1 protein-coding gene and 1 pseudogene are annotated in these 1,741 nt (G+C 24.6%); both read left to right on the plus strand.

Annotation, left to right across the window (positions count from 1 at the left end; genetic code table 11):
- Complete coding sequence (gene nusA, locus H0H42_RS00005; protein ID WP_185868511.1) at positions 1–1,251, plus strand: transcription termination factor NusA; 1,251 nt, start codon at positions 1–3, stop codon at positions 1,249–1,251.
- 32 nt (positions 1,252–1,283) lie between these two features.
- Positions 1,284–1,741: pseudogene (locus tag H0H42_RS02730) on the plus strand (translation initiation factor IF-2); the annotation flags it as partial.

Consider the following 1,741-nt stretch of genomic DNA (forward strand, 5'->3'; position numbering starts at 1 on the left):
ATGGATCATGAAGCTTTAATAGATTCTTTTTCAGACTTCAAATACGAAAAAAATATAGATAGAGTAAATCTCATGTCTATTTTAGAAGAATCTATACGATGTGTATTAAAAAAAAAATATGATTCTTCTAATAAAAATTATGATATTATTGTAAATCCTGATCAAGGAGATTTAGAAATATGGAGGAATCGTATCGTAGTGAAAGATGGAGAATTAAAAGATTCTAACAAAGAAATAGAATTATCTGTTGCAAAAAAAATAGCACCTGATTTTGAAATAGGAGAAGAAGTAACAGAAAAGGTTGATTTACATTCTTTAGGAAGAAGATCTATCTTATCATTAAAACAAAATTTACTTGCAAAAATTAATGAATATGATAATACAAACATTTATGAAAAATTTAAAAAGAAAATAGGAGAGATTATTAATGTAGAAGTGTATCACATTTTACCAAAATATGTTATAGTAAGAGATGATGAACAAAATGAAATGGTATTACCAAAACAGGAACAAATTCCAAGAGACTTTTTTCGAAAAGGTGATCCGGTAAGAGCATTAGTAAAAAAAGTTGATTGGAAAGATAATAAACCTTTAGCGATTCTTACGAGAAAAGATGGAGCTTTTTTAGAAGAACTTTTTAAATTGGAAATACCAGAAGTATCTGATGGATTAATCACCATAAAAAAAGTTGCACGTATTCCAGGAGAAAAAGCAAAAGTCGCTGTAGAATCTTATGATGATCGAATCGATCCGGTTGGAGCTTGTGTAGGGATGAAGGGATCTAGGATACACCCCATTGTTAGAGAACTAAGAAATGAAAATATAGATGTAATTAATTATACTTCAAATACTCAACTGTATATTACAAGATCATTAAGTCCAGCAAAAGTTTCTATGATGGAGGTAAATGAAAAAGGTAAATATGTAAATGTATATGTGAAAATTGAAGAAATATCAAAAGCTATTGGAAAGTTTGGACAAAATATAAAATTAGCCAGTCAGTTGACTGGATATAAAATACATGTTTTTAAAGATAATCCTTATGAGGATGATGTAGAATTAAAAGAATTTTCTGATGAAATTGATCATAAAATAATACAAAAATTTTATAGTTTAGGATTAAATACAGCGAAATCTATATTAAACTTTCAAAAAGATGATTTAAATAAACGAACAAATCTAGGAGAAGAGGTAATAGAAAAAGTTTTTTTTATTCTTAAAAAAGAATTTGAAGAAGAATTGAATATGTAAATTCATTTTCTTATTTGGATAAAATTTTATTTATGAATGATAAGATCAGATTAAAAACATTGTTAAAAACATTTAATATTTCCTTGCATAGAGTAAGGATCTTTTTAAAGAAAAAAGGGATTAATATAGAAAATAATCCCAACCTAAAAATAGAAAAAAATATATATCAATCTATTGTACAAGAATTTCGAAATTTTCAAAAAGTTAGAAATAATTCTAAAAAATTTTTTTTACAAACAAAAATGGATTATAAAAAAATAAAAAAACATTTACATAGTCATAATAATGATAATATTGAAAAATTCAAGGAAAAACCATCAAAAAATGAAAAATTTCCACTCCATGAGTTTTCAAAAAAAAAGAAAAATAAAAAAAATAGAGATAGTAAACCAGAACATATTAATACAATTTATAAAAAATTGAATAGGGATAGCCTAACAGAAAAAAGAATAAAACTATCCCAATCTGAAAAAAAAAAAAAAAAAAAAAA

Origin of the sequence: Blattabacterium cuenoti (assembly GCF_014252275.1) — a bacterium.
GTDB lineage: Bacteria > Bacteroidota > Bacteroidia > Flavobacteriales > Blattabacteriaceae > Blattabacterium > Blattabacterium cuenoti_O.

What these genes read in the sequence shown, in the direction of transcription:
- nusA (WP_185868511.1), top strand. Translation starts at nt 1, where the DNA reads ATGGATCATGAAGCTTTAATAGATTCTTTTTCAGACTTCAAATACGAA.